The 26,251-nt window shown below is 46.6% G+C and carries 22 protein-coding genes and 1 pseudogene; 15 read left to right on the forward strand and 8 right to left on the reverse strand.

The features are described 5' to 3' along the window. Positions 1-40: 40 nt before the first annotated feature. The 7 genes from QF049_RS03705 to QF049_RS03735 all read left to right on the forward strand — a co-directional run bounded on the left by QF049_RS03705 (position 41) and on the right by QF049_RS03735 (position 6,759). Positions 41-913, forward strand: a complete 873-nt coding sequence (locus QF049_RS03705) for a 3-hydroxyacyl-CoA dehydrogenase family protein (protein WP_017687750.1) — start codon at positions 41-43, stop codon at positions 911-913. Then, positions 910-2,115, forward strand: a complete 1,206-nt coding sequence (locus QF049_RS03710) for an acetate/propionate family kinase (RefSeq protein WP_124116234.1) — start codon at positions 910-912, stop codon at positions 2,113-2,115. Before QF049_RS03705 ends, QF049_RS03710 begins: the two co-directional genes overlap by 4 nt. A 101-nt stretch (positions 2,116-2,216) precedes the next feature. Further along, positions 2,217-3,512 (forward strand): asparagine--tRNA ligase, encoded by a 1,296-nt coding sequence (gene asnS, locus QF049_RS03715; RefSeq protein WP_091017987.1) that lies wholly within the window; start codon positions 2,217-2,219, stop codon positions 3,510-3,512. A 20-nt stretch (positions 3,513-3,532) separates the two neighbouring features. Beyond that, positions 3,533-4,237 carry a DnaD domain-containing protein gene (locus QF049_RS03720; protein ID WP_307534880.1) on the forward strand — a complete coding sequence of 235 codons (705 nt, stop codon included), beginning with the start codon at positions 3,533-3,535 and terminating at the stop codon, positions 4,235-4,237. 129 nt (positions 4,238-4,366) lie between these two features. Continuing rightward, a complete protein-coding gene (locus QF049_RS03725; protein ID WP_223868885.1) occupies positions 4,367-4,984 on the forward strand; it encodes an RNA polymerase sigma factor in 618 nt (205 codons plus the stop codon). Next, positions 4,977-5,429 carry a hypothetical protein gene (locus QF049_RS03730; RefSeq protein ID WP_124116237.1) on the forward strand — a complete coding sequence of 151 codons (453 nt, stop codon included), beginning with the start codon at positions 4,977-4,979 and terminating at the stop codon, positions 5,427-5,429. The genes QF049_RS03725 and QF049_RS03730 overlap by 8 nt, the downstream gene beginning before the upstream one ends. Positions 5,430-5,457: 28 nt before the next feature. Continuing rightward, positions 5,458-6,759 carry a multi-tm2 domain protein gene (locus QF049_RS03735; RefSeq protein WP_307534885.1) on the forward strand — a complete coding sequence of 434 codons (1,302 nt, stop codon included), beginning with the start codon at positions 5,458-5,460 and terminating at the stop codon, positions 6,757-6,759. 164 nt (positions 6,760-6,923) lie between these two features. On the opposite strand, the gene QF049_RS03740 is transcribed toward QF049_RS03735, so the two are convergent. The 7 genes and pseudogenes from QF049_RS03740 to QF049_RS03770 all read right to left on the reverse strand — a co-directional run bounded on the left by QF049_RS03740 (position 6,924) and on the right by QF049_RS03770 (position 14,365). Then, positions 6,924-7,577, reverse strand: coding sequence for a methylthioribulose 1-phosphate dehydratase (locus QF049_RS03740; RefSeq protein WP_036607600.1), 654 nt, complete (start codon positions 7,575-7,577; stop codon positions 6,924-6,926). Between the two features lie 3 nt (positions 7,578-7,580). Continuing rightward, positions 7,581-8,258: a 2-hydroxy-3-keto-5-methylthiopentenyl-1-phosphate phosphatase gene (locus QF049_RS03745; protein ID WP_307534889.1), complete on the reverse strand. Its 678-nt coding sequence runs from the start codon at positions 8,256-8,258 to the stop codon at positions 7,581-7,583. Further along, positions 8,255-9,480, reverse strand: a pseudogene (locus QF049_RS03750) (2,3-diketo-5-methylthiopentyl-1-phosphate enolase). Before QF049_RS03750 ends, QF049_RS03745 begins: the two are co-directional and overlap by 4 nt. Further along, entirely contained in the window at positions 9,477-10,337 is an 861-nt protein-coding gene (proC, locus tag QF049_RS03755; RefSeq protein WP_036671976.1) for a pyrroline-5-carboxylate reductase, read from the reverse strand. The pseudogene QF049_RS03750 and the gene proC overlap by 4 nt, the downstream one beginning before the upstream one ends. A gap of 48 nt (positions 10,338-10,385) precedes the next feature. After that, positions 10,386-11,633, reverse strand: coding sequence for a glutamate-5-semialdehyde dehydrogenase (locus QF049_RS03760; RefSeq protein ID WP_307534892.1), 1,248 nt, complete (start codon positions 11,631-11,633; stop codon positions 10,386-10,388). A 58-nt stretch (positions 11,634-11,691) separates the two neighbouring features. After that, a complete protein-coding gene (gene proB / locus QF049_RS03765) occupies positions 11,692-12,795 on the reverse strand; it encodes a glutamate 5-kinase (protein ID WP_076317457.1) in 1,104 nt (367 codons plus the stop codon). A gap of 361 nt (positions 12,796-13,156) precedes the next feature. After that, positions 13,157-14,365 carry a pyridoxal phosphate-dependent aminotransferase gene (locus QF049_RS03770; RefSeq protein WP_307534895.1) on the reverse strand — a complete coding sequence of 403 codons (1,209 nt, stop codon included), beginning with the start codon at positions 14,363-14,365 and terminating at the stop codon, positions 13,157-13,159. Positions 14,366-14,625: 260 nt separating this feature from the next. Between QF049_RS03770 and QF049_RS03775 the strand changes: the two genes are divergently transcribed. The 4 genes from QF049_RS03775 (at position 14,626) to QF049_RS03790 (ending at position 18,617) form a co-directional block, all read left to right on the forward strand. Beyond that, a complete protein-coding gene (locus QF049_RS03775) occupies positions 14,626-15,621 on the forward strand; it encodes an ABC transporter substrate-binding protein (protein ID WP_307534898.1) in 996 nt (331 codons plus the stop codon). Positions 15,622-15,822: 201 nt separating this feature from the next. Then, positions 15,823-17,445 (forward strand): AraC family transcriptional regulator, encoded by a 1,623-nt coding sequence (locus QF049_RS03780; protein ID WP_307534900.1) that lies wholly within the window; start codon positions 15,823-15,825, stop codon positions 17,443-17,445. 73 nt (positions 17,446-17,518) lie between these two features. Continuing rightward, complete coding sequence (locus tag QF049_RS03785; protein WP_150365445.1) at positions 17,519-18,340, forward strand: carbon-nitrogen family hydrolase; 822 nt, start codon at positions 17,519-17,521, stop codon at positions 18,338-18,340. A 91-nt stretch (positions 18,341-18,431) separates the two neighbouring features. Further along, positions 18,432-18,617 carry a hypothetical protein gene (locus QF049_RS03790; protein WP_017687767.1) on the forward strand — a complete coding sequence of 62 codons (186 nt, stop codon included), beginning with the start codon at positions 18,432-18,434 and terminating at the stop codon, positions 18,615-18,617. A gap of 247 nt (positions 18,618-18,864) precedes the next feature. Here QF049_RS03790 and QF049_RS03795 read toward each other — a convergent pair whose 3' ends face one another. Further along, entirely contained in the window at positions 18,865-19,785 is a 921-nt protein-coding gene (locus QF049_RS03795; protein ID WP_307534903.1) for a LysR family transcriptional regulator, read from the reverse strand. Between the two features lie 367 nt (positions 19,786-20,152). On the opposite strand from QF049_RS03795, the gene QF049_RS03800 reads away from it, so the two are divergent. The 4 genes from QF049_RS03800 to leuC all read left to right on the forward strand — a co-directional run bounded on the left by QF049_RS03800 (position 20,153) and on the right by leuC (position 26,239). Beyond that, a complete protein-coding gene (locus QF049_RS03800; RefSeq protein ID WP_307534906.1) occupies positions 20,153-22,066 on the forward strand; it encodes a beta-glucoside-specific PTS transporter subunit IIABC in 1,914 nt (637 codons plus the stop codon). A 36-nt stretch (positions 22,067-22,102) separates the two neighbouring features. Then, the gene (gene licT / locus QF049_RS03805) at positions 22,103-22,942 is read left to right on the forward strand and encodes a BglG family transcription antiterminator LicT (protein WP_307534908.1); all 840 of its coding nucleotides are present in this window, start codon (positions 22,103-22,105) and stop codon (positions 22,940-22,942) included. A gap of 45 nt (positions 22,943-22,987) precedes the next feature. Continuing rightward, positions 22,988-24,445 (forward strand): glycoside hydrolase family 1 protein, encoded by a 1,458-nt coding sequence (locus tag QF049_RS03810; RefSeq protein ID WP_307534911.1) that lies wholly within the window; start codon positions 22,988-22,990, stop codon positions 24,443-24,445. A 372-nt stretch (positions 24,446-24,817) separates the two neighbouring features. Continuing rightward, positions 24,818-26,239: a 3-isopropylmalate dehydratase large subunit gene (gene leuC / locus QF049_RS03815; protein WP_124116247.1), complete on the forward strand. Its 1,422-nt coding sequence runs from the start codon at positions 24,818-24,820 to the stop codon at positions 26,237-26,239. Positions 26,240-26,251 lie beyond the last annotated feature (12 nt).

A 26,251-nucleotide genomic window follows, 5' to 3' on the forward strand; every position in this document is an offset into this window, starting at 1 on the left:
ACAATAGAGAAATAGAGAACCGAAAGGATGGAGTAGAACCATGTTTTTCAAAAAAATAGGAGTTGTCGGCGGCGGTACGATGGGGCAAGGTATTTCCCAGATGCTCGCAGCCAAAGGACTTGATGTGCTTCTCGTGGAGCATACAACACAAAAGCTGGATCATGCATATGACATGATCGAAACCAATCTGGATAAACAACTGGAGAAATGGGCGATTACAAAAGCGGAGAAGAAATTGATTCTTTCCCGTATTACCAAGGTAGCTCATTTAGCTGAACTTGGAACTTGCGACATGGTCATTGAGACGATTTCAGAGGATCTGGATGCGAAAAAAGCAGTATTCAGCCAACTGGACCAAGTTTGTCCAAGCAATGTCATTCTGGCAAGTAATACATCCACGCTGAGTTTGACCGAGCTTGCAAGCTCGACCAAATACCCAGAGCGTGTTATTGGTATGCACTTTATTCACCCGGTATCCCGGGTTGATCTTGTAGAGATTATTCGTGGACTGAAAACTTCGGATACAACATTCGAAGAAACCAGACGTTTTGTTGAAGAAGTAGCAGACAAAAAAGGAGTCATGATCTATGAATCACCTGGATTCGTAACTTCCCGCTTGATCTGCCTGCTGATTAACGAAGCGTTGCATGTATTGCAAGAAGGTGTTGCATCTGCTGAAGATATCGATGATGCAATGCGTATCGGATACAACTTCCAGCATGGACCACTCGAAATGGCTGACCGTTTTGGATTGGATTCTGTTGAAGCTGCACTCGAAAGAATGTTCCGTGAATTCGGAGAGTTGAAATATCGTCCTTCTACAGTCCTGAAGAAAATGGTGCGTGCAGGACACCTGGGTGCCAAAACAGGCGAAGGATTCTTCAAGTACGACAAGGATGGTGACCGACTGTGAAAGTACTCGTAATTAATGCGGGGAGTTCCTCGCTCAAATATCAACTGTATAATATGACTGACGAATCTGTACTGGCTAAAGGTTTGGTGGAACGGATCGGAATGGATTCCTCCATTCTGACACACAAACCGACAGGCCGCGAGGATGTTACAGAAGTTAGCGAGATTCTGGAGCATACAACAGCGATCCGTAAAGTCATTGATATTTTGACTCATAAAGAAAATGGTGTACTGGATTCTGTAAGTGAAATTCAAGCTGTTGGACACCGTGTTGTTCACGGTGGTGAAGCATTTAAAGAATCTGCATTGGTAGATGATGCTGCCAAAGCTGAAATTCGTCGTTTGTTCGACTTGGCTCCACTTCATAACCCTGCTGCAATGATGGGTATTCGTGCAGCTGAATTAAATATGCCAGGTGTGCCTCAGGTAATGGTCTTCGATACAGCGTTCCATCAGACGATGCCGGAAAAAGCATATCTGTATGCTATTCCGCGTGTACTTTACAAAAAATATAAAGTGCGTCGCTACGGCGCACATGGTACTTCCCATGATTTCGTAAGCAAGGCAGCTGCTGAATATCTGGATCGTCCAGTGGAAGATCTGAAAATCATCACTTGTCACATCGGTAACGGTGGTAGTGTAACAGCAGTTAAAGGTGGCGTATCCGTTGATACATCGATGGGTATGACTCCACTAGAGGGACTGATGATGGGAACGCGTTCGGGTGACCTTGACCCAGCCATCGTACCTTATGTAATGAACAAGGAAGAACTGAGCGTAAGCGAAGTGAACTCCATGTTGAACAAACACAGTGGATTGCTTGCGATCTCGGGAATCAGCAGTGACATGCGTGAGATTACGGAAGGTATGGAGAATGGCGATGCCAACTCCACGCTTGCTTTTGAAATGTACGAATACCGTCTGCGTAAATACATCGGATCATATGCAGCTGCAATGAACGGTGTAGACGTGATCGTCTTTACGGCTGGTGTAGGTGAGAATTCTGTTGTACTTCGCCAAAAAGTATGTGAGCAGCTCACTTATCTGGGTGTTGAACTGGATGAAGCGTTGAATGCCATTCGTTCTGGCGAACCACGCCGGATCACAACAGCGAATTCCAAAGTGGAAGTTCTCGTTGTGCCAACAAACGAAGAATTGGTAATTGCTCGCGATACGCATCGAATCGTATTGAATTCTCAGTAATCTAACTGTAAAGTAAATATAGAATGGCAAGGAAGTGCAGAGGACAGGCAACAGCCTGTCCGCTGCATTTTCAAATTTCAGGAATCAAGGGGAGATATGGCATGGATACGAATTGTGTAATTCGTAATGTGAACGAGCATGTGGGCGAGACCGTAACGATCGGTGCCTGGATTAACAACAAACGTTCCAGCGGCAAAATTCAGTTTTTGCAGTTGCGTGATGGAACCGGATATATTCAAGGGGTTGTTGTAAAAAGTGAAGTTAGCGAAGAGATCTGGAACAATGCCAAGAGCTTGACACAAGAAAGTTCTTTGTATGTTACAGGGATTATTCGTGAAGAACCTCGCAGTGCGTCCGGTTACGAGATGACTGTTACTGGGGTCGAAATCATTCATCTGACTGAAAACTATCCAATCACGCCTAAAGAGCATGGTGTTGATTTCTTGATGGACCATCGTCATCTGTGGCTCCGTTCTACGAAGCAACGTGCGGTTATGGTGATTCGTGCAGAGATTATTCGCGCTGTTCAGCAGTTCTTTGATGGTAACGGATTCACACAAGTTGATCCTCCGATTTTGACACCATCGTCTGCGGAAGGAACAACGAACCTGTTCCACATCAAATACTTTGATGAAGATGCTTATCTGACACAAAGTGGTCAATTGTATATGGAAGCCGCAGCCATGGCGCTGGGTAAGGTATATTCATTTGGTCCAACATTCCGCGCAGAGAAGTCCAAAACACGTCGCCACTTGATTGAGTTCTGGATGATTGAGCCGGAAATGGCATTTGTAGATCACGAGGAAAGTCTGCGCGTACAAGAGAAATTTATCGCTCATGTCGTTCAATCCGTGGTTAAAAACTGCCGTGCAGAACTGGAATCTATCGGTCGTGACGTATCCAAACTCGAAGGAATCGTAGCTCCATTCCCGCGTATTACGTATGATGAAGCGATTGAATTCCTGCATGGACAAGGCTTTGATATTCCTTGGGGAGAAGACTTTGGTGCACCGCACGAAACAGCTATTGCTGAGAAGTACAATACACCTGTCTTTATCACGCATTACCCTGCTGGAATCAAGGCGTTCTACATGAAACCAGATCCAAATCGTCCAGAAGTTGTTCTCTGTGCTGATATGATTGCACCAGAAGGCTACGGAGAGATTATTGGCGGTTCGCAGCGTATCGATGATCCGGAATTGATGCAACAACGTTTTGAGGAGCACAATCTCTCGGATGAAGCTTACCAATGGTATCTGGATTTGCGTAAATACGGATCGGTTCCTCACTCCGGTTTCGGTCTGGGATTGGAGCGGACGGTAGCATGGATCTGTGGATTGGATCATGTACGTGAAACAATCGCATTCCCACGTATGCTCTATCGTCTGTACCCTTAATGCTTAACCGAGGAGCGTCTATGGAAGACACCACATCCAAAGCTTGGTTGGATGGAGCAGCTTATGGCATGACTTCGGGTACAGCCCATCTGCCGTATGCCTTGTTACGTTTTTATCACATGCTTGGCCTATCAGATGCAGAAGTGCTTCTTCTGATTCAACTGCTAGGGTTCCGTCAGGCAGAGTTCAATGAGTTTCCCACGCTTGAAGAGCTTGCGGCGCGCATGGGACTTGCACCTGAAGGCATTGCCAGAATGTTGCAACGTCTGATGAGGGATGGGTATATTGCTATTGACGAGCACCGTGACGAAGAACGGGACATCCAGTACGAACGATATGATTTACATGGATTATATGCCAAGCTTGCAGCGTGCACTGCTGAAGAAGTAGCCGCATTCCGTGCGGAGCAGCAGAGTAGAAATACAGCACGTCAAGATTCGAACAGTGTTCAAAAAGAAGAGGAAGAACGGAACATGTTCTCCATCTTTGAAAAAGAATTTGGACGTCCGCTCTCTCCAATGGAGTGCGAGACGATATCCGGCTGGTTGGATCAGGACCGTTATCAAGAGGAATTGATTCTAATGGCTCTGAAGGAAGCGGTTTTTGCAGGCAAAGTACATTTTCGGTATATCGATCGAATTCTGCTTGAGTGGAGTCGCAATCGTGTCAAGACCGTTCAAGACGCGAAGGCATACACGCAGCGGTTTCGTAATGGTGGACGTTAATTCCAGCGTACGCAGGGACAAGAAACAGGCCAGAAGTCATTCTGTGCCTGTTTTTTTGGATTAAAGATTGGATGAGTTATCAGTAACATCAACCTTTCAGGCAATGATTTCACTTTGTTTTACAAAAATTTGATAGATCACGCAGGGGTTAACACACAAGCTGTCGTCTATTGTATTGGAGAGGAGGGGAGAGTTATTGATGAAGCGCGCGTAATCGAACAAATCCGTCAAGGAGATACATCCCAGATGCGTACTCTGATTGATAAGTATAGCCAGCATGTATACCATGTGGCCTATTCCGTACTCAGGAACGATCAGGAAGCACAGGATGCAGCTCAGGAGGCGTTCATACAGATGTATAAGTCTCTCCCCGACTACCGTTCTGAAGGTTTCAAAACGTGGTTAACCCGAATTGCCTTTCACAAAGCGATTGATGCCAAACGCAAGCTGGGCAGACGAACTGCTGAGGATCTGGGTGGAGAAGAAAAAATAATCAATATGCCCGGACGGGATGAAGACGTTCTTACCCGTCTCGTTCGTGAAGAACGTCAGGATAAACTTCGCGAACGAATTAATCAGTTGCCTGCTCAGCATCGTGACATTATCACTGCGTATTATCTAAGCGAAAAAAATTATGAGCAGATTGCCAGTGATGCACAGGTGGCTGTGAAGACCGTGGAATCCCGCTTGTATCGTGCACGGCAGTGGATTCGAAAACATTGGAAGGAGGATGAATGGCGTGAGTAAACAGGAGAAGTATACCGCTGCGCAGTGGACTGATTATATTGAAGGCCATATGAGTGAAACTCAAGCGAACCAAATGGAACAGCTTCTGATGGAAGATCCGGATGCGATGGACATCTATCTGGAAGCGCTTGGTATCCACGGAGAACTGCCTCCGCTACATGACCCAACAGGGTTTGCGGATTCAGTCATGCATCGGATTGAGGGCATTCAATCACCCAAGGTACAACGCAAATCCCGTGCTGGACGAAACCGGCGCTGGCTTGATCATAAAGTGTTCCATTACGCGGTAGCAGCCTGTTTGACATTGATCTTCCTCTCGTCTGGACTTTTTGACAAGGTAGCACCATATCACAAGTTCCAGGATGGCGACCACAGAGGGTCTTTTACCGAGAAATGGACGGAGGCAGCCACTTCATGGCTGGATAACTTCAAGCCTAAACCATAAATAGTTTTGCATTGCCTGAAAAGAAAGGATGACGACTGTGCACTCAGATCGTAACAAACTACTCGCATTTCTATTAAATCTGATACCAGGTCTCGGTTTCATGTATTGGGGACGGGCCGCAAGAGCCGTGATTTATCCATTGCTTTTCTTCGGAACAGCTGTTGGCTCATTCATGTTAGCAATGGTCACTAATGAACAAGATTTAATGATTATTGGAGCACTTTTTGCAGCTTTCTTCTGGGGGATCAGCATGCTGGACATGATTATTGTTCTGCTCCGTGCACCTTCTGCCCGAGATGCTCATTATAGGGGATACGGTGCGCCTTATGGAGCTCCTCCACACCAAGGAGCAGCCTACCAGGGAGCATACATGGGTCAGCAAGGGCCTATGGAGCAGATGAATGAAGATGAGCTACATCAACATCCAGGTAATGAATATGGTCACCATGAGGGTGGATATGGTCAGCCCATGTATCGAAAAGGCAGTGAGGGTGAACGATTCTTTACCATTTTGCTTTCATTTGTTCCTGGATTGGGACATCTTCATCTGGGATTGTTGCATCGCGGGTTGTCCTTCCTGATGGCGTTTTTTGGTTCCTTTGCCATGATGGTTTTTGTAGCTTCAATCACCAATGAATCGGTGTTTCTAATGTTCCTACTCATTCTGCCTGTAATATGGGTATACTGCATGTTTGATGCCGTGCAGCATGTCCACCGTAAGCAGGCTGGAGAGGTACTGCAGGATCGGACGTTATTCGAGGAATTGGAGATGGGCAGAGTAGCCGGACGACGCAGTAAAGTGCTTGCAACCCTTTTATCTGCTTTTCCAGGTGCGGGTCATCTATATCTGGGTTTGCAAAAAAGAGGCATGCAATTGATGTTCCTGTTCCTGGGCAGCATCTATGTTCTGGACCTGCTTCACTTATCAGTGTTCCTGTTCATGATACCGTTGATCTGGTTCTACAGCTTCTTTGACGGGCTACAGTGCTCCAGTCGCTATGGACGCGAGCCATTGATCGATCAGCCGATCTTTAAGGATTGGGCCCGTCATCAGCGCCTGATTGGATTCGGAATTGCGGCGCTGGGTCTATATTACCTGACGATCCGTCTTGTCATTCCACAGCTGAATGAGCTCTTCCCTAATGCATTTATGACGTATGAGATCCGTTCCTATTTAAACACCGTCATTGTATCCTTGCTGCTCATTTTTGGCGGCTTGAAACTGCTGTTTGGCAAGCAGAGGGGGACGGGGATCCATAGTGCTGCTCATCGAAATGATGAGGGAGCAGACAGTCTCTTTTTATTCAAGGATCCGGATGATCGACTGTAATTTACGATCCAAGTTGAATCAAAGATTATTTACACTGACACTACGATGACAGAGCAACCTTCTAATCGCTGTTATCCCCACAACATAAAAACACGCCAAGGGCTATGTATACCAGCCTCTGGCGTGTTTTTGGTTTTGCTGCTTTGATTTCGAATGAATGATTGCTATTTCGTAGCACCCTTCAGCAGAAGTTGACGGTACATCACTTCGAATAGGAATTCAAAAGCTTCAAGGTGGCGTTTTGCCTCAAAAGCATCCTTACCCCAGGCATAAATACCGTGGTTACGCAGCAAGATCCCTGGTACATTGGCATCAAGTACACCTGGCACTAATTCAGCGATAGATGGAATATCCGCAAAGTTAGGCAGGACAGGTACACGAATCTCCGCATTTTCTTCCCAAATGTTGAAAGCCTTGATCAATTCGATTCCTTGAATCGGTACGTGTCCATCTGCTCCAAAGAATTCGCTAATCAGGTTGTTAAACACGGTATGCACGTGGAATACAGCACCACAGCCGGTCAAACGATAGATTTCACAGTGAATCAACGTTTCGGCACTTGGTTTCAACGTTGTTGTCTCAATCGCTTTGCCGTGTTTGTCCACAAAAAGAAAGTCTTCCGGTGTGCGAAGAGATTTGTCTTTGCCTGAGGCGGTAACCGCAAAATAAAATTGCTCCGGGTCAAAGTCTCCTACACGCATCGACAGATTGCCGCTTGTTCCAGGGAACCAGTTACGACTGGCGAACAACGCTTTAATATCAGCCAGTTCTTCAAGGACCTGACGTTTGTGTTCCAATGTAATCTTTTCAAAGCCCATCGTTTACAGCACTCCTTGTGTTTGCTTCTGTTTCATATCTTCGATGATATCGTAAAAGGTAGCGAATGGCACATGGTCTACACCCAGCTCAATACATTTGTCCGTTAAAATGGAGCGAGAGTAGACGAGATCGGCAATCTTTGCACCCTCAAAATCTGTCAGACTGTCTCCAATAAGAATTCGATTATATTGATCTTCCGGGAAGGTACGAATCACGGTCGTTTTACACATGCCGCAGCCGTTCTCACAAGGAGGCTGGCAGGGATTCGGCCATTCAATCTTAATGGTTTCACCCGAGAAGTCAGCTCCGTTGCAATAGACATGATCCTGCGGGATATGGAATGGTGCGAGTAACGGCTCAATGAAAAAGTCCATGCCACCGCTGGTTACATTGAATTCGATCCCTTCGCTGCGAACGTAGTCAAGAAACTCGCTGAAACCTTCACGGATCCCCGCTTGTCCAAGCACAAACTCCACAATTTCATCTTTCTGCGATGCAGGCAGAAGAGCAAACATGGCTCCAACACCTTCACGCAGCGAGATTTTTTGCTCGATCGTATCTTTCATGATCGCTTCAATGCCCTTAGGCTTGAAATGTTTCATGATAGCTACGATGTTGTCCGAGAGGGTAATCGTACCGTCAAAGTCACAGAAAATGACTGTTTTTTTATCACTTCTCATCGTTCGCCACCCCACAGGTCCAATGCGCTTTTTAGCTCCGGATGCTCGGTTGCATATTGCGCGAGTGGAATGGAACGCTGAGCTGCCTCAATCGCTTGCAGGAATGCACGTCCGCCTGCCTCAGTGCCCATAGGATGTCCATGAATACCGCCACCAGCATTAACGATGACATCTGTACCAAAGTCGCGCAAAATAAGCGGTACAAGGCCTGGATGGATGCCGGCTGAAGGCACTGGCATACTGGTTCGTACTGGCAGATCAGCTGTCAGTAATTGCTCCGTGATCGCCATATTTTCTTCCTTCGGCATCGTTACTGATCCATAAGGAGAAGGGAAGAGCACCAGATCGGCACCTGCAAGACGCATCAACTGACCAAGTACAACCGAAGCCGACATGCCGTAATGTGGTGAAGGATACAGTGCTCCTGCAAGAGCAGGATGAGCCATAATTGGCACATTGATGTCAGGATCACTGCTGAGTTCATGCAGCACATCATATCCGTAAGACAATACGTTGAATAGCAGGGCATTGGCTCCTGCACCTATGGCGCGTTCAGCTTGTTGCTTCAGACGAGATGTAGGCCCAGTGAGATTAGTTGCATATAGAAGTTTCTTGCCGGTCTCCTGGCGTGCCTGTTCGGCAGCTTTCATGCAGACCTCGACTCTTTTTTCGATAGGTGTCAATTTATTCTCGAACAGAATCTCATCGTCTTTGATCAGATCAACGCCCCCAAGGGCCTGACGAATAAATTGTTCACGCAGTTCATCTGCATTCAGCCCAATAACCGATTTGAAGATACTCATTAACAGTGGACGATCATGCACACCAAGCAGATCACGAACACCATTCAGTCCAAACTTGGGTCCAGGGAATGCACTGAGGAAGCCATCCGAGAAACCAAGTTTTGTAAGTTTAATTCGGCCATCCATTGAGATTTTGCCAAAAACCGTCACGAGCAGGGCAGGGATATCACGACTGAAGTTAACATCAGGATATCCGATGGTAATATCGGCGTAACGCTCACCCGCAGCCATTCGCCATCAGCTTCATGGACTTCTACGCTGATTACTTCACCGAGATGCTTCTGCATCGCTTCGCGCTGGGCTTGTGGCAACTCCGTCCAGCTACCCACGGTCATGCCAATCGCGATGGACTGAGCCTTCTTGCGAAAGTCTGCATGGTCATCGTGCAGACGATATGTGGCTGTGCACATGTTATTCATTTTAAATCCCCTTCCAAGGCAGCTCCCATCTCCCGTGAGCGCTCTGCACAGCGGTTGACGGCTGCGATTACATTTTCAAAGAAATCTCCTTCGTCCAGCGTTTTCAGTGCTGCTTGCGTTGCCCCTCCTGGGGATGTCACATCACTACGAAGCTTCATCGGTTCCAAACCGGTTTGTTGTACCATACGTGACGCGCCAAGCACCGTCTGAACAGTGAGATCACGAGATTGCTGGCTGGATAAGCCACCACGAATACCTGCGGCAATCATGGCCTCCATTAAATAGTATACATAAGCAGGGCCGCTTCCGGAAATCCCTGTGAGCACTTCGAGTTTATCTTCAGGCACGATGGTCACGATACCAACGGCTTCAAACATGGTCATTACCGTACTGCGCTGTTCATCCGTAATCTCCGCAGAGAAGGCAAGCCCGGTTGCACCAAGTCCAATGGTACTGGATGTGTTCGGCATGGTTCTGGCGATTGGCTGTTTACGACCAAGCAAGGACTGCATCGTGCGGATTGATAATCCGGCGATGACAGACACGATCAGTTGATCAGGTGATAACAGCGGACCCAGTTCGCGCAGCGCTGCGGCAGCATCTTTGGGTTTCATACAGAGTACAATGACCGGAGTGGAGGCAAGATGATCCAGAGATTGTGAAGCCGTTCCGGTATGTACTGCATAACGGGTGCTGAGCTCCTCCTGACGTTTCTGGTTGCTGCGGTTCAGCATCGTAATATCCTGAGGACGAACGACCAGGCGGGAGATCAGTCCGCGCACGATGGCTTCAGCCATCGCGCCTGCTCCGTGGAAAGTAATCTTCTGTTGTAGTAACGTCTGTTGCTCTTGACTCATATTTATCGTTCCTCCTATATAACTGGTGCTGGTGCTGGTGCTGGGATGTTATTGACGAATCTGTCCATTGCCTGTAATCCGATATTTGGTTGACGTCAGTGCTGGTAGTCCCATTGGTCCTCGTGCATGCAGTTTCTGGGTACTGATTCCGATTTCGGCTCCATAGCCAAATTCAAATCCGTCGGTGAAACGCGTGGACGCATTGTGATAGACGGCTGCTGCATCCACATCATGCATAAAGCGCTCTGCATGGTCTGTATCACGGGTTACGATACACTCGGAATGTTTGGTTCCGTAATGTGCGATGTGCTGCATCGCTTCGTCCAGGTTCTCGACCACCCGGATATTTAAAATGTAGTCGTTGTACTCGGTCGCATAGTCTTCCTCGGTTGCCTCAAGGGCAGAAGGAACAAGTCGGCGCACGGTATCGCAACCTTTCAAGATTACATTGGCCTCACGGAATTGCTCGGCAAGAGCAGGCAGATGCTCTTCTGCATATGCGGCGTGCAGCAGCAACGTTTCCATGGAGTTACATACGGATGGCCGTTGTGCCTTGGCATTGATGGCAATTTCGGCTGCCATAACTGGATCAGCTGATTCATCCACATAGGTATGGCAGATGCCTGCCCCAGTTTCGATAACAGGTACGGTTGCATTGGCAACCACATTACGAATGAGGGAAGCCCCTCCGCGTGGAATGATAACATCCAGCAGTCCGTTTAACTTGAGCATCTCATCTACGGAAGCACGATCTGCATCTTCAACCAATTGCAAAGCATCAGCAGGCATGTCTGTCGTTGTGAGTGCCTGATGCAGCACCTCCACAATTTTACGATTGGAGGACAGGGCAGAGGAGCCACCGCGCAGAAGCACTGCATTACCTGTTTTGAGACATAATCCAGCTGCGTCTACAGTTACATTAGGACGAGCTTCGTAGATGATGCCAATCAGGCCAATCGGCACTCTTAATTTTTCAACATGCAATCCGTTTGGACGGGTAAATGTCTCTAACACTTCGCCGACTGGATCAGGCAGATCTGCAATCTGACGTAATCCTTCAGCAATGCCAGCAATGCGCTCCTTATTAAGTGCGAGCCGATCCAGCATGGATTCCGGCGTGCCTTGTTCTCTGCCGCGTGCCAGATCTTCGGCGTTTGCCGTAATGATGGAATCCGTTTCCTTAATCAAAGCATCTGCCATGACACGCAGGGCCGCATTTTTCTGTTCTGTATTCAATCGGTTCAGCTGTGGAACCGTGGCTTGAGCTTTGCTGGCTTTTTCTCTCACTTCACTCATCTTAATTCCTCCTCATATATATAAAGTCGAATATTCCAACGACTATATAGATTCATGTTTATTTTAACGTAATCCATTCGTCTCTATGAATAACCTCAAGCCTGTGGATGCTAGCGAGTTGTTTCATCACTTCGCCACTGGGAAGTCCGGCAATGAGTCGAAGCTGGTCATCATCATAATTGACAATACCGCGACCGAGCAAGGTTTCATCCATGCCAATGACCTCTACGACGTCTCCGGCATGGAACGTTCCAAGTACGCGTTTGACCCCTACAGGCAGAAGACTGTGGCCCCCATGGACAAGGGCCTCTTCAGCGCCATCATCCACAACGACGGTTCCCAGCGGAGTGGACATGAAGCCCAGCCACTGCTTTTTACGGGATAACGAAGCGAGGCGTGTCTCAAAGTAAGTTCCTTTGCCAGTACCATCAACTGCCTTCTGCATATCACCAGGTTCTTTCACACTTCCCACAAATACGGGTACGCCTCCACGGGTTGCTACCTTGGCTGCATCGACTTTGGATCGCATTCCGCCTGTACCAACCGCTGATCCTGAACCACCGGCAAAAGCATAGATCTCCGCCGTTATCTCGGGGATGCGGTCGTAACGAACGGCAGATGGATCTTTACGCGGATCTGCGGTGTACAAGCCGTTGGTATCGGTAAGAATGATCAGATGCTGTGCCTTCACCAGGTTTGCAACCAACGCGGACAACAGATCGTTATCACCAAACTTCAATTCGTCCACCGACACTGTATCATTCTCATTGAAAATTGGAATCACTCGCTGTTTGAGCAGCTCTTCCACGGTCATGCCTGCATTACCCATGCGTTTACGACTGTGAAAGTCTGTGCGGGTTAACAAAATTTGCGCTGTAGTAACGCGGTGCGCTGCAAAAGCCTGTTGATATGCCTGCATCAGTAATGCCTGACCAACGGCCGCTGCGGCTTGTTTCTCATGTAGCAGTTTGGGGCGCTGAGGATAACCGATCTCCCGGAATCCGGCCGCTACCGCTCCTGAGGTGACCAAAAGCACTTCATGACCCTGATCAGCCAATGCTGCAATTTCTCCGGCAAAAAAAGTGATCGAACTGCGATCCAGACCGCCTTCTTCCGTGGTAAGCGAGCTGCTTCCAATCTTAACTACAATACGTGAAGTCATGGTTTCACTTCCTTAAACATGATTAATAAGTGCTTCTGGAGCGGGCTTTTGCGGGTACAAAAAAAACTCCCGCCCTTTAGTTAAAAAGGACGAAAGTTCGTTACTTCCGCGGTACCACCTTTATTGATGATTAGATCATCCGGCTTCATGCCCTGTAACAGAAGGCACTGTCCTGCACGTAACAGGCCGCTCAGGGGTAGGTTTCAGAGAAGAGCCGCGGTAAATTCTTTCAGCAGGGTGGAATTTACTCTCTGGGCGCGACTGATATTCTCTTACTGGTCCCGTCATCACGTTTCGTTCAATATTTCTTATAACATACCATGGAAACTTGGCATATGCAAAGGGGTTATGGTCCTGTAAATTACTTGAATAAATTCAGCTTGCCAATCCGCTCGACAGCTTCGCGTAATCGGTTTTCATCACTTAGCAGTCCTGCGCGCACATAGCCTTCGCCATGCGAACCAAAACCAATACCTGGGGCTACGGCCACCTTGGCTTCTCGCAGTAGTAAGTCTGCAAATGAAGCTGAGGTATAACCTGCAGGTACAGGCAACCAGCTGAAGAATGAACCTTCGGGTTTCGAAGCTTGCCAGCCAATCGAGGAAAGAGCGTCATAAAACGCATTGCGACGCGATTCGTAACGTGAAACCAGCGAGGCAACACATTCCTGAGAGCCAGTAAGTGCTTCCGTTGCCGCAGCTTGAATTCCACCGAAAAGACTGACATAGATATGATCCTGAAGCAGATTGATTTTAGAGACAATCTCTGCATTACCGAGCGCGAATCCAACACGCCATCCAGCCATATTGTACGTTTTGGATAACGTATAGAACTCAATGCCCACTTCTTTGGCACCAGGGGCTTGCAGGAAACTTACGGGACGATGTCCGTCGAATCCAATCGCACCATAAGCAAAGTCGCTGGCAACGACGATTTGATTTTGAATGGCAAATTCAACCGTATCTTCGTAGAACGAAAGGGGAGCCGTTGCCGACGTTGGATTGTTGGGATAGTTGAGGAACATCAGCTTGGCCTTCTCCCGATCTTCGGCTGTAACAGCTTCATAATCCGGCAGGAATGCATTGGACTCCAGCAAAGGCATAAATGACATGTTTGCTTTGGCGAGTGCAACACCGGACCAGTAATCCGGGTAGCCTGGATCGGGAACGAGAACGGTGTCACCGGGGTTAAGCAGGACCTGAGGTAACTGAACCAGTCCGGTCTTGCCTCCGAACAGAATGGCTACTTCAGTCTCGGGGTCCAGATCAACGTTGTAATCTTCCTTATAACGTTTGGCGACAGCTTCCTTCAGGAAAGAGTACCCTCTAAAAGGGGAGTATTTGTGGTAGAGGGGATTCTCAGCCGACTCTTGCAGTGTTTTCACAATATGAGGTGGTGTAGGTGTATCCGGGTTCCCCTGACCCAGATTGATCACGTCATGTCCACTTGCGATTTCACGATTTACATTTTGAACAAGGGTGGCGAAAAATTGCGTTGGCAGCTGTGTCATCACATCAGAAGTCGGTATCTTAAAAGCTGAACGAGCAGATGTATGGTCTGAATGGGTCATTATATTCATCACTCCGGTTATTAAAAATGGCAAATAGTTCTCATTAATTTATCACGCCAATCCCGAGCTGTATAGAGGGAAATCGACTTGAATATACAGTACATAGGAGCAAAGAGCAGAGTATTGTACAAAACTGAAAGTACTCATTTAGTTTTGTCCATTGAGCTAAGAGAAGCCATGTTTTATGATAATATCCGATAATGATAATCAATATCATTAATTCATTTCACAACGCACATGATATAGGGGGAGAAATAGAAATGAAAAAGGGCATTCGAAATACGGCAGTATTATTTACGGTAACGTGGTTATCCATTTTGCTACTAGCTTGTGGAAATCAGGCTGCAACACCTGCTGCTGGCACAGATGAATCCAAAGCAGCCACAGAAACGACAGAGACCACGACTGCAATGGAAGAAACGAATGAAGGCGAGACCCGGATATTCAAAGACTGGACAGGCCATGAAGTAGAGGTTCCTGTAAATCCGAAGCGAGTTATCTATCACGGAGAAGTTACAGGGGATCTGCTCGCGCTTGGTGTTGTCCCTGTCGGCATACTTCGTCAAGAGGGAACCGTATTCGATGATCAGGTTGCTCGGGCAGAAGATGTAGGATGTCCGATCAGTGTGGAAAAGGCGTTAGACCTGAATCCCGATCTGATCATTTTCTCCAACAGTGACGAGGGTCAATATGATCAGATCGCGAAGGTTGCACCCACGGTTACATTTGATTCGTTTGGTTTAATAGAAAATCGCATGCGTATCCTTGGCGATTTGTTGAATAAGAAGCAAGAAGCGGAGGACTGGATTACGGCTCATCAAAAAGCGACTGAAGAGATGTGGACGCAACTTCATGAGAACGGATTAAAAGAAGGGGAGACCGCATCGGTATTCACCATGTATCCCGGGAATCGTCTGTTTGTCATGGCGGGTGCAGGATTGCCACAGTTGTTATACGGAAAAGACGGGCTGAAGCCAACCGCGGAAATCCAGAAAGTATTGGATGAAGACATGGGATTTGTAGAGATTTCGACTGAAAAATTATCTGAATTTGCCGGTGATCGGATATTTATTCTGGATCCTGTGACCGACGATGCCAAGCAATCCACCAAAGAATTGCTGGATAGTTCAATCTGGAAGAACCTGCCTGCGGTGAAAGAAGGAAGAGTATACCGCTTTGATATCGCCAAAGCTTCGAGTGATGCCCTTTCCAGGGAGTGGCTGTTACAAGAGCTGCCAAAACAGATGATCCAATAATTGGTGATGAGCTAGTAAGGCACTGGTAATACCTTTAAGTAATGCGGATTTAAAAAGTAAAAGGAGCCTTCAACCTTTCGTTGAGCGCTCTTTTTTGCTGAATAAACTCATATCTGGATTATTGACAATCGCTCGCTTATAATCAGACCATACAGAATGATTGATAATTATTCTCATTTTAGAAAAACGAGGTGAACCGACATGCAGGCTTTGGATGCCGATGGGGGAGCGTTGTTCTTTTCAGCATTCATGTTTCGGATGGATCATCTGGTACGACGAATTGAACCACCTGAACAGATGATGCTGGAAGTTGCTTGCGAGAAACATGCCTTCCTGATCTGCGAAGAAGGGGATGGGCGGTTATATATTGGACATGAACAGTTTCCGTTTACTACGGGATGTGTTTATCCGCTTTCTCCGGTAGAGGGGCACCAGATTGAACATCGTAATAACTTGGAATTGAAATATTTCGTAATGGCTTTTGATGTTATTCATGTGTTGACGGGTGATCCCGAGCTCTTTACCCGCCCTGTATTTGAGCACAGAAACCAATTGAATGGTTATCCCTATGCTCCGTTAAGTGGTCTGCTTGAGCAAATGTATGTCATTCGGAATTATAAAACAGATGCCGAATACAGTCATTTGAATGCACAGTTCCAAAAATGGATGGAGATGATCATTACCCGGTACACTTCTCCAAAGACGGAACAGAGTATGGAAGCAAGACTACACAGTACGATTCAGTATGTGGACGACCATTATGCTGAAGAAATCACTGTACAGAAACTGGCACGTCTTGCGGAGATCAGACCTGTACAATTTACGACTCTTTTCAGACAACTCACGGGTCACAAGCCGCTCGATTATGTGAATTATGTACGCATCAAACATGCCAAGGACTGGCTTCGCAAATCAGATGAACCACTTCGGGATATAGCGAGTCGCGTAGGGTTTAAGGATGAGTATTATTTCAGCAGGCGTTTTCGCCAAATGACCGGATTATCTCCTCGTCAATATGACAGATCGATTCAGCAGCAGACGTTGGTACAAGATTGGTTGGGTCATGATTTGAATATTCCAGTAAACCCGGAGCGAATTATGTATTACGGAGATTCGGCTGGAGATCTGCTGATGCTGGGTATTCAGATATTGGGAGATCAGACTTATGACGCGGTTGCTCCGGTTAATGTGGAAGCAGCTGTTCAAATGAAGCCGAATTTGATTATTTTTGATAGCAGCAATGAACAGCAGTATGAACAACTTTACCGGATTGCACCGACGCTTGCTTACAATTCACATGCCACGTTGGAAGAACGAATGCGCAGATTGGGCAGCTGGTTTGGCAGACAACCTCAGGCTGAACAATGGCTAACCTCCTATGAGGAGCGTACTGAGCAGATGTGGGCGAAGATCCATACTGTGATTGAAGAGGGGGAAACGGCTTCCGTATTTACATACCATCGGGGTGCACGATTATTTGTTATGGGCAATATCGGTCTGGCGCCTATGTTATATCATCCGATGGGATTCAGGCCAGTTACCAAAGTGAAGGAAGCACTTGCGGCAGGCAGAGCCTATAAGGAAATTTCGGCTGAAGCGGTACGTCAGTATGCGGGAGATCATGTATTTGTTATGCTGCCTGAGGAAGTCGTGGCGAGACAGGCTACAGAGATGCTGATGAAAAGTCCCAGCTGGAAGGCCCTTCCGGCTGTGCAGAATGGACGGGTATACCCTGTGGAGGAGTCAACATGGAATGTGGGTGATGCGCTCACGAGTGATCGATTGTTGACTCTGCTGCCTGAGTTGTTATGTGGAAGTTCATAACAAAAACAGGCTTGCAGTCTCCAGGAGGATCAAGCTATGATAGCAGGTATTACGGTTCAGAGGAGTGCTTGTCATGACAGAAAAACAACAGGGAGAAATGCGTGTAGCCCTGATTCAGGGCGATATTCAACTCGGAGACCCTGAGGCCAATCATAAACATATGCAGACGTTGCTTGAGCGTGCGGTAGAACAATATCCGGATCTGGGGCTGGCTGTGTTACCTGAGATGTGGAATACGGGCTACGCTCTGACGCAAATTCATGAACTCGCTGACCCGGAAGGCCAGAAATCTCGGGAATGGTTGTCTGCTTTTGCTCAAAAACATCAAATTTCCATCGTTGGCGGGTCAATCGCTGAGAAACGGGATGGTCAAATATACAATACAATGTATGCTTATAATCGTGAAGGAAAACAGGTCACTCGGTACGACAAATTACATTTGTTCCGTCTGATGGATGAGGAGAAATATTTACAGCCAGGTGCGGAACCTGAAATTTTTGAATTGCAGAACGGTCTTACAGCGGGTGCTTCGATCTGTTACGACATCCGGTTTCCGGAACTTGCCCGCACCCTTGCTTTGAATGGTGCCAAGGCATTGATTGTACCGGCCGAATGGCCGAATCCTCGTCTGCACCACTGGCGTACATTGCTCACGGCACGAGCGATTGAGAATCAGATGTATGTGATCGCCTGTAACCGTGTGGGAAAAGGGGGAGACACCGAGTTTTTCGGACATTCCCTCATCATTGATCCGTGGGGTGAGATTGTAGCGGAAGGTGGCGAAGGGGAAGAGATCGTGACCGGAATCATTCGCCCTTCCCTGGTAGATGAGGTTCGCGGGCGTATTCCCGTGTTTGAAGACCGTCGACCTGGCGTTTATTTTGGCGAAAAATAAAAAAAATGAAATAAATTCTACAGAGAAAGTGTTTATTCTTCCAGGACGCGGGTAATGATAACTATCCCGTTACCAAGGAGATGATCAATCAATGGACAACCATGTGAAAGATACGCTCAGGAGACTGGAACAGGATAACACAAGGGAAGATCACTTAAGGGCATTCTTAGAGAATGGAGCAGGAGGGCTATCACCGCCTGATTCAACTGTTCAGGACGAAGGCCGTGTAATGAATCAGCAAAACAGGCTGACAAGCGATCGTAATTTGCGAAAATAAACCGCCACACATGAAGTTTTCTTATGTACGTTTCTACGTTAACATTATAAATTAGCATTAAAGCTAAACAACTTAACAAGCAACATTGTACTGTAACCAGTTACTGTGATTGCAATGTAAGAACTTTATCCTGCGGATGCGGGAAACGAGTATATGACAAAGGCTTGGCCCATAAGGGTCAAGCCTTTGTTTTGGTTCAGTATGAATTGTACCTAAAGAAATGTACCTATACCATAGGAGAAATTTCTTAGTCTCCCTTTGACAGTTCGGCCACGGTTTGTTGAAACGTATGGATGAATGCTTCGGCTGCCTTCGACAGGACTCTGCCTTGACGATAAGCCACAACAAGTGTTCTGCTGGGAGTTGGCTCAGCAAGCGGCACATACACAGGTACGAATTCACTGCGCGGCGCACGGGCAATAAAGCGTGGAACCAGTGTAATACCCATGCCAGTGGCGACCAGCGACTGAACGGTTTCAATATTGGTGCTCTCAAACACAACTTGGGGATCAAAACCAGCCTGCTCACAGAGATCAAATGTAAGTTTGCGGAAACCCTGTCCTTTTTTCAATACAACAAACGGTTCATCACGAAGCTCTTCAATTCGCACAGGAAGCGGATGTTCCGGATCTGCCCTGCGTGCCAGAGGGTGATTCGGGGGAACTGCCAGATCAATCCGTTCTTCGCCAATAGTTACATAAGCCAAGCTTGGTTCTTGTAAAGGAAGAGATAGCAGACTCAGATCAGCTTTGCCGCTTGCTGTCAATTTCTCAAGCGTAAGTCCGGAGTCTTCCAATAAGGTTACCTCAATCTCGGGATAAGCTTGTTGGAACGCCGGAAGCACGTGTGGGAGCAAGTGTGAACCCGTGATCGGCATGCTGCCCACAACGACTTTACCTTTGCGAAGCTGGGAGATGTCTGACATTTCCTGACGCAATAGCTCCATGGCATCTACGATCTTCTGGGCTTGCTCGACAAACGTAACACCGGCATGGGTTAACTCCACGGTACTTGTATTACGCTGAAACAGCAGCACACCCAATTCTTTTTCCAATTTGGATAATTGCTGGCTTAATGAAGGTTGAGCAATATGCAGCTTCTCTGCTGCCCGGGAGAAATTGCGTTCGGCCGCAATTTGCAGCGTATATTGAAGTTGTCTGAATTCCATCGTCATTGGTCATTCCTTTCGTTATGCCACCATTATATCACTACAGAAGAAGAAAACATTAATTTAGCTTAACCGCTTGCACTACATCAGAAGAGTTGATATACTGATTTTGAAAACGCTTAAGAGAACCACTTACCCGGGTAAAACAAAATCAACGTTTTCATGTGTACCAGTTTCAAGTGTTAGTACGGAACCATTTCAAATGTTCATATTCTTTTTCGTTTATATAATTGAATAACAGTTCATCCAACGATGGCGTGTTACTGTTCGGCAGGCAAGACCTAGATTGGGTGGGAAGAGTTTCTTTTTCCTACCCTTTTTAGGTCTTTTTTTGTTCCCATCAAGAAGAAATGGCGGAGGTGTCGTTATGAATTCCAAAAAGCTGGCTCAGGAAATTTTGGAGCATGTAGGTGGAAATAATAACATCAATCAAGTAATTCATTGTTCAACGAGATTACGTTTTACACTTAAGAATTCAAAGCTAGCCAATACAGAAGAGATCAAAAAGTTGGATGGAGTCATAGGAGCCGTGGATAGTGGCGGGCAATATCAGGTCATCATTGGTAATGATGTGAGTTATGTATATAACGAACTGGCTCCGTTAGTAAGCATGGAAGCTTCCGGTGATGAGGTTAAGCCTCAGCAGGATTACAGTCCCAAGGGTTTGTTTAATGCCTTTGCCAATATCGTCGCAGGCATCTTCCAACCGATTATTCCAGCTATCGCAGCTTCTGGGATGCTCAAAGCACTGTTGTTGCTGGCTACCGTCTTCGGGATTATGGCGAAAGAAGATCAGGCCTATGTATTTTTGAACGCAATCGCGGATGCAGGCTTTTATTTCCTGCCCATGCTGCTTGCCTTCTCAAGTGCTAACAAGTTCAAGGCCAATCCGTATATAGCTGTATTACTGGGAGGCGTCCTGCTTCATCCGAACATGATTGGTCTTCTGGGTGGAGAGGAACCGGTATATTTCCTTGGCATGAACGTACCAAATGTCGCTTATGCAACTTCCGTCATCCCGATTATTTTGACCGTTTGGTTCATGTCATATATCGAACGTTTCGCTGATAAAGTATCACCCGGTCCTGTGAAAATATTTTTGAAGCCGCTCATCGTGATCCTGATTGTTGCCCCCATTTCATTGATTGCACTCGGTCCATTGGGCACATATATCGGTACAGGGATGTCAGAAGGAGTCTTCTGGATACAGGATAAAGTAGGCTGGGTAACGGTCGTTATTATGTCGATGTTAATGCCATTTATCGTGATGTTTGGGATGCACAAAGTGTTTTATCCTGTGATCTTTGGAGCAATAGCTTCACCGGGTTACGAGACGCTGTTCCTCGTTTCAATGCTTGCTGCCAATATGGCACAAGGGGGAGGGGCACTCGCAGTAGCGTTCAAATCAAAAGACCCAAAAATGAAACAGATCGCTCTTTCTGCCGGAATTTCCGGAATGTTCGGGATTACTGAACCAGCAATCTACGGGGTGCATCTCCGATTGAAAAAGACATTTTTGGCATGCCTCATTGGCGCAGGAGCGGCGGGCATGTTCGCGGGAATCGTCAATCTGAAGGCGTATACAGCAGTTGGCCCTGGTCTTGCCACATTGCCGATCTTTGTCAGTGATGATCCCAACAATATTTTATATGCGCTGATTACGGTTGCGATTTCTTCCGTTATTGCCTTTGTAGGCGTGTTCCTTATCGGGTTTCAAGATACAGCAGCAAGTGCGGAGTCTGGTAAAGCGGGTAAGCCATCTGCTGAGCCCATTTCTCCAGTCCGTATGGATTCTCAGTCGCAAACTTCGGCTTCCGGCATGAAGTCCAAAAAAGTGGTGTTTGCTCCATTGGAAGGTAAGGTTCTGCCTTTAAGAGAGGTGAAGGACGAGGCCTTCTCGCAAGAAGCCATGGGACAAGGTATGGCCATTCAGCCAAGTGTTGGCAAGGTGTTTGCCCCGTTTGATGGTACCGTTGAGACGGTGTTCCGTACCAAACATTCCATCGGTCTGAGATCAGTAGAGGGGGTAGAACTTCTGATTCATGTAGGATTGGATACGGTGAAACTGAAAGGCCAGCATTTTGATGTAAAAGTGAACGAGGGAGAACAGATCTCCCATGGTCAGCTCCTGATCGAATTTGATATTGAAGCTTTACAAGCCGCAGGTTATGACACCACGACCCCAGTAATTGTAACCAATTCCTCGGATTATCTGGAAGTATTGGGCAATGAAACTGCTTCGATAACAGGACCGGGAAAACCATTAATTACCGTGTTATAACCCGCTGAAATAAGAATGAAAGGCAGGCAGCCTGATATGGAAGTCATAAAAATACTGAATTCGAGCATTGTTCTTGCCAGACGTGGTGAGGATGACAAGGAAGTTATTGTGATGGGAAAGGGCATCGGCTACAGGAGCAAACCGGGAGATGTCGTGGGCGAGGATGAGATCGAGAAGATCTATGTCCTTGAAAATGAAACGATCTCTTCGGATCTCACCGCCCTGATGAAGGAAACGCCAAAAGAATACCTGATTCTGGCTGATGAAATCATCTCATACGCCAAACATACATTGTCCCGCCATCTGAGTGATCATCTCTATGTCGCATTAACGGATCACCTGTATATGGCCATGAAGCGATTCAAGGACAATATGACGATCCAGAACCGAATGTTGTGGGAAGTGAAAAAGTTCTATCCCCAGGAGTTCAGTATCGGGTTGCATGGCCTGTCTCTCATTCAAAAGCAGCTTGGACTCTCCCTGCCTGAAGAGGAAGCGGCGAATATTGCCTTTCATCTCGTTAATGCCCAGCAGAATGATGACAATATGAATCAGGTCATGCTGATGACCAATACAGTCAAGGATGTACTCAATATTATCAAAATTCACTATCAAGTGGAGCTGGATACACACAGCATCAACTATTCACGCTTTTTGACCCATTTGCAGTTTTTCATTCAACGGCTTTTTGAGCATAAAACATTAAACACGCAGGATCATGAGCTCTTTGAGCAGATCGCGAATAAATACCCGCAGGAAGAAGCCTGCGTACTGCTAATCAAGGATTATATTGAAGCCCGGTTTGAACATACGATCTCCAATGAAGAGATGATGTATTTGATCATTCATATCAATCGGGTCATGAGTCGCAATTGAGCGTGAATCAAAGAGTCACAGAGATAATCCAAGGAGGAATACACAATGACCAATACAACAAGAACGTTTCCAGAAGATTTTCTATGGGGAGGAGCGATTGCTGCCAATCAGGCAGAAGGAGCGTGGAATGTGGATGGCAAAGGTCTATCTACTGCCGACATTGCTATCTATCGAAAAGGTGTGGCCAAGAGTGAGTATAAAAAACATAATGCGATCAATGAAGAACAGATCAAGGCTGCGATGGAGTCTACCTCGGACAGAGAATATCCGAAACGCAGAGGCATTGATTTCTACCACCGTTACGAGGAGGATCTCGCCCTGTTTGGGGAGATGGGACTCAAAACGTTGCGACTATCCATTGCATGGACCCGAATTTTCCCGAATGGCAACGAAACAGAGCCGAATGAAGCCGGTTTGCAGTTCTATGACCGCGTTATTGATGGCATGCTCAAACAAGGAATCGAACCATTGATTACGTTGTCCCATTACGAGATGCCGATGTATCTGGTGAATCACCACGGTGGATGGACGGATCGGAAAGTCGTCGAGTATTTTGTTCGCTTTTGCAAAACCGTGTTCACCCGTTATAAGGACAAAGTGAAGTATTGGATTACCTTTAATGAAATTGACAGCATTGTTCGTCATCCGTTTACGAGTGGTGGTATTGTTCCGGAGCGTTTCGAAAATGTGGAGCAGGCTGTATATCAGGGGTTGCACCATCAATTTGTAGCGAGTGCGCTCGCAGTGAAATACTGTCATGAGATCATTCCCGGCTCTCAGATCGGATGTATGCTTACCAAACTGACAACATACGCTCATACATGTAATCCCGAAGACGTACTCGTTGCTTCCCAGGATAATCAATTTAATCTTATGTTTACGGATGTACAGGTACGTGGGGCTTATCCGTACTTTACGAAGAGATTTTTTGCCGAAAAAGGAATTAACCTCGATATGCTTGCGGGGGATGAGGAGATTCTGAAAGTACACACTGTGGACTTTATCTCATTCAGTTATTATATGTCCCTGGTATCAAGTGTGGATGGCGACCGATTGGAGCAGGTGAGTGGCAATACAACTGGAGGGGTGAAGAACCCGTATCTCCAAACGAATGATTGGGGCTGGCAGATTGACCCGGTAGGTCTGCGCATTTCACTGAATGAACTGTACAGCCGTTACGAGGTGCCTTTGTTTATCGTTGAGAATGGGATTGGAGCCGTAGATACGATTGAAGCTGATGGTAGCATTCAGGATGATTATCGTATTGATTATTTCCGCTCTCACATTGAACAGATGCATGAGGCGATTCTGGACGGTGTTGAATTGCTGGGCTATACCAGTTGGGGAGTTATTGATCTGATTAGTTATTCTTCTTCAGAGATGGAGAAACGATATGGCTTTATTTATGTAGATCAGGATAATGACGGCAATGGAACACTGGAGAGAAAACGCAAGAAGAGTTTCTATTGGTACAAAGATGTGATTGCGAATAACGGTTTGTAATACAGTAGTAGGACAAGTACTCTCATAGTAGGCGTTGATATGATAATTTTCATTTCATAACAGAAACTAGGAAAGCAGCTCTGGATTCAGGGCTGCTTTTTTATGTTCTAGATAAAAAGCATTGACAGCGAAGAAGCGGGAACGTAGTATAAGACTTATCTGATAATGATAATTGTTATCAATTGAAACCTCTGCGATGAGCAGTGGTTTATTTGTCTTTCTCTTACTATAGGTTAAACCTATTACATCTATAGATATTATATCTTGGAACAATGAAGGACAGGGTGGTATATTTATGTCATTCAAGAGCTTCACTTTTTAAAGGAAACACGAGGCTCTTCCAAGGACCGAACTTATAATGAGGTGAAAATGATGAGTAAAAAAACGATGTTTGAGAAAATTTGGGAAAACCACGTGATTCATCAAGAAGAAGGCAAACCAAGCATTCTGTATATCGATCTGCATCTGGTGCACGAAGTAACTTCTCCACAGGCATTTGAAGGTCTTCGTCTGAGCGGACGTAAAGTTCGTCGCCCTGAACTGACATTTGCGACAATGGACCACAACGTTCCAACGAAAGACCGTTTCAACATTACAGATCCTATCTCCAAACAACAAATTGATACACTTTCGCAAAACTGCCGTGATTTCGGCGTGAAATTGTATGATCTGGACACGATTGATCAAGGCGTTGTACACGTTATGGGACCTGAACTGGGTCTGACTCACCCGGGTAAAACGATTGTATGTGGTGACAGTCATACGTCCACACACGGTGCGTTTGGCGCACTGGCATTCGGAATCGGAACAAGTGAAGTTGAGCACGTTATGGCAACTCAATGTTTGCAACAAGCAAAAGCCAAAACAATGGAAGTTCGTTTTGTCGGCAAACGTAACCCGGGTGTAACCGCGAAGGATATGATCCTCGCAGTCATCGCCAAATACGGTACAGACTTTGCAACAGGTTATGTTATTGAGTACACAGGCGAATCCATCCGTGAGTTGAGCATGGAAGAGCGTATGACGGTGTGCAACATGTCCATTGAAGGTGGAGCAAGAGCAGGATTGATCGCTCCTGACGAAACAACATTTGAATATCTGCGTGGACGTGAATACGTACCAGCGGGTGCGAAGTTTGATGAAGCTGTAGAAGGTTGGAAACAGCTTGTAACCGATGAAGGTGCCGAGTTCGACCATGTGGTTGAAATCGATGTGGAGACATTGATTCCGCAAGTAACTTGGGGAACAAGCCCTGGCATGGGAACCGACATCTCTTCGAAAGTTCCTGTTCCGGCTGAATTGCCTACAGAAAACGAACGCAAAGCGGCTGAAAAAGCGCTTGAATATATGGGGCTTGAACCGGGAACACCAATCGCCGAGATTCCAATTGATTATGTATTTATCGGTTCTTGCACCAATGGTCGGATCGAAGATCTGCGTGCAGCAGCAAAAGTGGCTAAAGGTCACACGGTATCCAGTCAGGTTACAGCAATTGTTGTACCAGGTTCAGGACGAGTTAAAATCCAAGCAGAACAAGAAGGTTTGGATAAAATCTTTACGGAAGCCGGATTTGAATGGCGTGATGCGGGATGCAGCATGTGTCTGGCGATGAACCCGGATGTATTGAAGCCAGGACAACGTTGTGCTTCGACTTCCAACCGTAACTTTGAAGGACGCCAAGGACGCGGAGGACGTACGCACCTGGTATCTCCGGCAATGGCAGCAGCAGCAGCGGTTAAGGGTCACTTTGTGGACGTACGGGACTGGAATTTCAAAACAGAAGCAGCGATCTAATCTATAACAGAC

Source organism: Paenibacillus sp. W4I10 (assembly GCF_030816325.1).
GTDB lineage: Bacteria > Bacillota > Bacilli > Paenibacillales > Paenibacillaceae > Paenibacillus > Paenibacillus amylolyticus_B.